The 6,022-nt window shown below is 35.6% G+C and carries 8 protein-coding genes; all 8 read left to right on the forward strand.

Annotated features, from left to right (window positions below; translation table 11 throughout):
* Positions 1–278 precede the first annotated feature (278 nt).
* Complete coding sequence (locus tag BFG57_RS14815) at positions 279–476, forward strand: sigma factor G inhibitor Gin (protein ID WP_069718277.1); 198 nt, start codon at positions 279–281, stop codon at positions 474–476.
* A 140-nt stretch (positions 477–616) separates the two neighbouring features.
* The gene (locus BFG57_RS14820; RefSeq protein WP_083249284.1) at positions 617–2,047 is read left to right on the forward strand and encodes an aminotransferase class I/II-fold pyridoxal phosphate-dependent enzyme; all 1,431 of its coding nucleotides are present in this window, start codon (positions 617–619) and stop codon (positions 2,045–2,047) included.
* A gap of 44 nt (positions 2,048–2,091) precedes the next feature.
* Positions 2,092–2,727: a dTMP kinase gene (gene tmk, locus BFG57_RS14825; RefSeq protein ID WP_069718279.1), complete on the forward strand. Its 636-nt coding sequence runs from the start codon at positions 2,092–2,094 to the stop codon at positions 2,725–2,727.
* 9 nt (positions 2,728–2,736) lie between these two features.
* Complete coding sequence (gene holB / locus BFG57_RS14830; protein ID WP_069718280.1) at positions 2,737–3,726, forward strand: DNA polymerase III subunit delta'; 990 nt, start codon at positions 2,737–2,739, stop codon at positions 3,724–3,726.
* 3 nt (positions 3,727–3,729) lie between these two features.
* Positions 3,730–4,557, forward strand: a complete 828-nt coding sequence (locus BFG57_RS14835) for a PSP1 domain-containing protein (protein ID WP_069718281.1) — start codon at positions 3,730–3,732, stop codon at positions 4,555–4,557.
* A gap of 16 nt (positions 4,558–4,573) precedes the next feature.
* Entirely contained in the window at positions 4,574–4,918 is a 345-nt protein-coding gene (yabA, locus tag BFG57_RS14840) for a DNA replication initiation control protein YabA (RefSeq protein WP_069718282.1), read from the forward strand.
* Positions 4,919–5,084: 166 nt separating this feature from the next.
* The gene (locus BFG57_RS14845; RefSeq protein WP_069718283.1) at positions 5,085–5,825 is read left to right on the forward strand and encodes a tRNA1(Val) (adenine(37)-N6)-methyltransferase; all 741 of its coding nucleotides are present in this window, start codon (positions 5,085–5,087) and stop codon (positions 5,823–5,825) included.
* The coding region (locus tag BFG57_RS14850) for a GIY-YIG nuclease family protein (RefSeq protein ID WP_069718284.1) at positions 5,812–6,022 on the forward strand (211 nt) is incomplete at its 3' end. The genes BFG57_RS14845 and BFG57_RS14850, both read left to right, overlap by 14 nt.

Below are 6,022 nucleotides of genomic sequence, written 5' to 3' on the forward strand. Positions count from 1 at the left end.
GGGGTGTTTCCCCTGTGAGAGTAGGACGTTGCCGGGCATGATAACAGAAACCGATCTGATAATAGATCGGTTTTTTGCATGTGTCTGTACTAATTTCAAATAAAGGTTTTCCATTTTGAAATAGTTATCACCTTTATGGAGTTTGCTCATATCATAATAGAAATAGGTGTAAGGTTCAAATTTTCAAAGATACTACTGTTATCATTTATAATACCTCTCTGTTTACATGTATAAAAGTTTCTTAGTTGGGGATGCTTAATTAATGGAGGTGGAGAAGTATGAGTAAGATAGATGAGAGATATAAAGAAGCATGCATTATTTGTGAAGAAAAGAAAGAGCGGGGAATTCATATTTTTTCAGAATTTATATGTTGGGAATGTGAACAAAATATTGTTCATACCGAGACGGATGAAAATAAATATAGATATTATGTGGACAAATTACAAAAGATTTCACAATCTAAATTATATTCTTAAAGAGGGCCGAAGTGATGGTTCTCTTTATTTATTTACAACAATTCTTTGAAAAAGACAAATGTGAACAAGGTTTTTCGAATATGAGGATGCGTGGTATTATTAGGACAGGTTAGAATGTACAATATAAGAGGATGAGATCAATGGAAATAAGACTACCAATCTATGAAGCACTTGTTAATCATATTAATCACAACCCAACCTCTTTACATGTTCCTGGTCATAAGTATGGAAGTTTATTTGTTGAAGATGCATTAGAAACATTTGAAAAAATATTATCTATAGATGCTACGGAAATCACTGGTTTAGATGATCTTCATGCTCCTAGTGGAGTGATCAAAGAGGCAGAGATACTCACAGCTCAGTTGTATGGAGTGAAGAGAAGTTTTTTACTTGTAGGTGGAACGACTTCTGGTAATTTAGCTATGATATTATCTACGTGTGAAGCAGGTGACCTTGTTTTTGTGCAAAGAAATTGTCATAAATCAATTCTCCATGCCTTACAATTGGCGAGAGTTGAACCAGTTTTTTTATATCCCGAAATTGATGAGTCAACACAAACGCCGATAGGAGTCTCTTTCGAAACGTTTAAGAGCGCAATAAAACAATATCCAGATGCAAAGGCTGTTATCTTAACTTATCCTAATTATTATGGACAAGCATTGAATATTGAACGTCTGATTGATTGTGCACATGCTCATAATATGAGGGTACTTGTAGATGAAGCACATGGTGCTCATTTTATAGTTGGTTCTCCTTTTCCTCCATCTGCATTAAGTATGGGGGCTGATATTGTCGTTCAGTCTGCACATAAGACGTTACCTGCGATGACTATGGGTTCTTTTTTGCATGTTAATAGTAAACGTGTGGACGATAAGAAGCTTTCTTTTTATTTGCAAGTTTTCCAATCGAGTAGTCCTTCATATCCAATAATGGCATCTTTAGATATCGCGAGAGTATATTTACAAACATTCATTGAAAAAGATGATAAAAGCAACGTTCTCTCACAATTATCTGATTTTCAACAAAAAATATTTGTTATGGGATTGGAACCTGTACAGTCAACAGATAAGTTAATAACTCAAGATCCACTAAAATTAATATTACAAGCTTCATGTAATGGCTATGAATTACAACATGCACTAGAACGTGAACAGGTATATGTAGAATTAGCTGATCCGCTTAATGTCCTTTGCATCTTTCCACTAGGCAACATACCTCAAAAAGAGGAGCTGTTATTACGTTTTCAACGTGCAATGTCATCACTAACAAATAAAAAAAATGTTAAAGTAAATGAAGTGTCAAAACCTATATCCAATCCCTTTGTTAAATTAAGCTATTCATACGAAGAAATGAATAATAAAAATAAAAAGCGTGTCCCATTATCTCAAGCTAGCGGATATATTGCTGCACAGGAGGTTATTCCGTATCCACCGGGTGTGGCTCTTGTTATGAGTGGTGAGAAAATAACAGATGAGCAAATTACTCAATGTTTTGAGTTGAAAATTTTAGGTGCACGTTTTCAAAATGAAGAAACGATATGGAACGATGGCATATTAGTAATAGATGAGTAGGAAAAAACCGAAGTAAAAAAGGTTTTTCATTGGAGGAGAAGCAAATGAAGGGTACTTTTATTACATTTGAAGGAGGAGAAGGAGCTGGGAAGACAACAGTTCTTACTCACGTTGCAGAGAAACTTAAAAATAAAGGGTATCCAATTATTGTAACTAGAGAGCCTGGTGGAATAGAAATTGCAGAAAAGATTCGTGAGGTAATTTTAAATCGTAATCATACGAAGATGGATCCAAGAACTGAAGCTCTCTTATATGCTGCAGCAAGGAGACAACATTTGGTCGAAAAAGTTAAACCGGATTTGGAAAAAGGTTTAATTGTATTATGTGATCGCTTCATTGACAGCAGCTTAGTGTATCAGGGTTATGCACGGGGGTTAGGAGTAGAAGAGGTATTTGAAATTAATCAATTTGCAATCGAAGCTATGATGCCAAATCTTACTATCTTTTTAGATGTTCCCCCAAAAGTAGGTTTAGAGCGAATAAATAAAGAGAAAAGCCGAGAAATAAACCGTTTAGATTTAGAAGAGTTATCTTTCCATGAAAAAGTTCGTGAAGGTTATTTATTAATTAGAGAAAAATTTTCAGATAGAATTTCAACAATAGACGCCACCCAAAGCTTAGATGATATTATTAAGGAAGTAGAACTTCAAATTGAGAACTATTTAGTATTAAATAAGTGAGTGATATAAATGCATACATGGAATGAATACAAGACCTTCCAACCCATTGTGGTACAGATGCTTACAAATGCAATAAAGAAGGATCGAATTGCTCATGCTTATTTATTTGAAGGTGGGAGAGGTACGGGAAAGAAGGAAATGAGCCTTCAGTTAGCGAAAAGTTTAATGTGTGAGAATTGTTATGATACAGAGCCATGTGGAACGTGTCGTAATTGTCAGCGCATTTCATCAGGCAATCATCCAGATGTTCACGTTTTAACACCAGAGGGTCAGTCACTCAAGAAAGAGCAGATCTTATTTCTACAACAAGAATTTTCTAAAACAGGTGTTGAATCGAATAAAAAGATATATATACTAGAGCATGCCGATCGAATGACGATTCAAGCAGCAAATAGTTTGTTAAAATTTTTAGAAGAACCAAGTTCGGATACGACCGCTATTCTCTTAACAGAACAAGCTCATCGCATGCTTGATACCATTTTGTCACGCTGTCAAAAGTTATCATTCAAACCACTACCTTCAGAGTTATTAATTGAAAAGTTAGTCAAGCAAGATGTACCGTTAAAACTTGCGAAAACAGTTGCAAATATAACGAATAATTTAACTGAGGCTTTGTCATTATTAGAGAACGATTGGTTTGCACAGGCACGAAAATTAGTGATACAATTAACTGAAGCCTTGAATCAACGTTCTGAATTTACTCTTATTTGGATTCATAATCATTGGGTAAAATTTTTTCAAGATCGAGTACAGTTGAACTTAGGTCTAGACTTACTACTTCTGTGGTATAAAGACTTACTATATATGCAAGCTGGTGAAGAGGAAAAGATCGTATATATTGACCAGCAGGAAATGATAAAGCAGGAAGCGCTTCGAGTTTCACAGCAAACAGTCGCCCAACAATTAACGGCTATTTTAATGGCAAAAAAGCGTATTCATAGTAATATGAACGCTCAATTATTGATGGAGCAATTGGTGCTTCGTTTGCAGGAGGGGTAATAGTTGTATGAAGTAGTCGGAGTCCGCTTTAAGAAAGCGGGGAAAATCTATTATTTCGATCCTGGTGAATATGACATTCAAGAGGGCGATTGTGTCATAGTAGAAACAGTCCGAGGGGTCGAATATGGGAAAGTAGTTGTTAGCGGTAAGAGAGTAGAAGAACAAGATGTGGTCCTACCACTTAAACATGTTATTCGACTTGCAGATGAAAAGGACAAACTCACTGTTCATGAGAATAAATATGCTGCTGACGAAGCATATAATATTTGTGTTGAAAAAATAGTAGAACATAGGCTTGAAATGAAGCTTGTCGATGTTGAATATACATTTGATCGAAATAAGATTATCTTTTATTTCACTGCTGATGGTCGTGTAGATTTTCGAGAGTTAGTAAAAGACTTAGCATCAATCTTTCGAACACGAATTGAGTTAAGACAGATAGGTGTCAGAGACGAAGCGAAGATGCTTGGAGGTATCGGCCCTTGTGGACGAATGTTATGCTGCTCAACATTCCTAGGGGACTTCGAACCTGTTTCTATTAAAATGGCGAAAGATCAAAACCTTTCGTTGAATCCTGCTAAAATATCAGGCTTATGTGGCCGATTAATGTGTTGTTTGAAGTACGAAAATGATGATTATGAAACAGCTAAACAGGAGCTCCCGGACATTGGAGAAACAATCTTAACACCTCAGGGGAAAGGTCGAGTGGTTGGGCTGAATTTACTTGAACGACTAGTACAAATTGAATTATTCGATATTGAACGTGTAATTGAATATACGCTCGATGAGTTAATGAATTCAGGAGCGGTACAAATTCAAGCTACAAAATAGCTGAGGTGGAGGTCTCGTGGAGAAAAAAGATATCTTTGACCAAGTGAGTTATATGGAAGAACAGATTGGTCTTCTCTATAATCAACTAGGCAGTTTAAAGCAACAGCTTGCCGAGCTTCTCGAAGAAAATCAACATATGAAGATGGAAAACCATCATCTTCGTCAGCGTTTGCAGCAAGCTGATGAACAAAAGTCTAAACAAAAGCGAAATCGAAAAGAAACAAAAATTGATGTGGGAGAAGGGTATGATAACCTTGCTCGGCTATATCAAGAAGGGTTTCATATTTGTAATTTGCATTATGGAAGTGTTCGTAAAGAGGGTGACTGTTTGTTCTGCTTATCTTTCCTTAATAAAGCATGATCGTTAAGACTTTCCCAACACTTGGGGGAGTCTTTTTTAACAGGAAAGAACGAGAGCATCTAATTATTAGGTAAAATGAGGTTACTTATCATATTTAATTGATTATTTATTACTTTTGATAAGTAAATAATGTTAAAGATGGTTGAAAGAAAGGATTGCAAATATAATGAAGTTGATTGGTGATGAACGTCTTGATTATTTGTTAGCAGAAAATTTGAGGATAATTCAAAGTCCATCTGTTTTTGCATTTTCTATGGATGCAGTATTATTAGCTAATTTTGTATATGTCCCAATTCAAAAGGGAAATCTAATTGACTTGTGCTCTGGGAATGGTATTATTCCACTTCTATTAAGCAGACGTACAAAAGGTAAAATAACAGGAGTTGAGCTTCAAGAACGATTGTATGATATGGCTATTAGAAGCCTTGAATATAATAAACTTACTGAACAGATAAGTATGATCCATGGCGATTTAAAGGATATGCCAGAAAAACTTGGTTACGGTAAATTTGATGTTCTAACATGTAATCCTCCTTATTTCACAACACCAAATGAAGAATTGTTTAATAAAAACCCTCATTATGCAATTGCACGTCATGAGATTCGTTGTACTCTCGAAGATGTTATCTCAGTGAGTAGTCAATTAATTCGGGCAGGTGGGAAAGTCGCATTTGTGCATCGTCCTGGACGTCTATTAGATATTGTAACGCTTATGCGAAAATATAAGCTTGAACCAAAACGGATGCGACTTGTTTATCCTAAAGTTGGAAAAGAGGCCAATACACTACTAATAGAAGGTATAAAACTAGGTAAACCTGATTTGAAAGTCTTACCTCCATTGTATATTTGTGAACAGAACGGAGATTACACGGAAGAAATGAGTGAATTATTGTATGGAAAAAGGTGAGCATTGTTTATACGTTCTCGAATGCAGTGATGGTACTTACTATACGGGATATACGAATCATTTAAATCGGCGTATTCAGATGCATCAAGAGGGTAAAGGTGCTAAATATACACGTGGTCGTACACCAGTTTCTTTACAATATTATGAGACATTTTCAACGAAGAGAGAGGCAATGCAAGCAGAGTATCGGTTTAAGC

The sequence above is a fragment of the Bacillus solimangrovi genome, from assembly GCF_001742425.1.
GTDB classification, from domain to species: Bacteria; Bacillota; Bacilli; order Bacillales; family Bacillaceae_N; genus Bacillus_AV; species Bacillus_AV solimangrovi.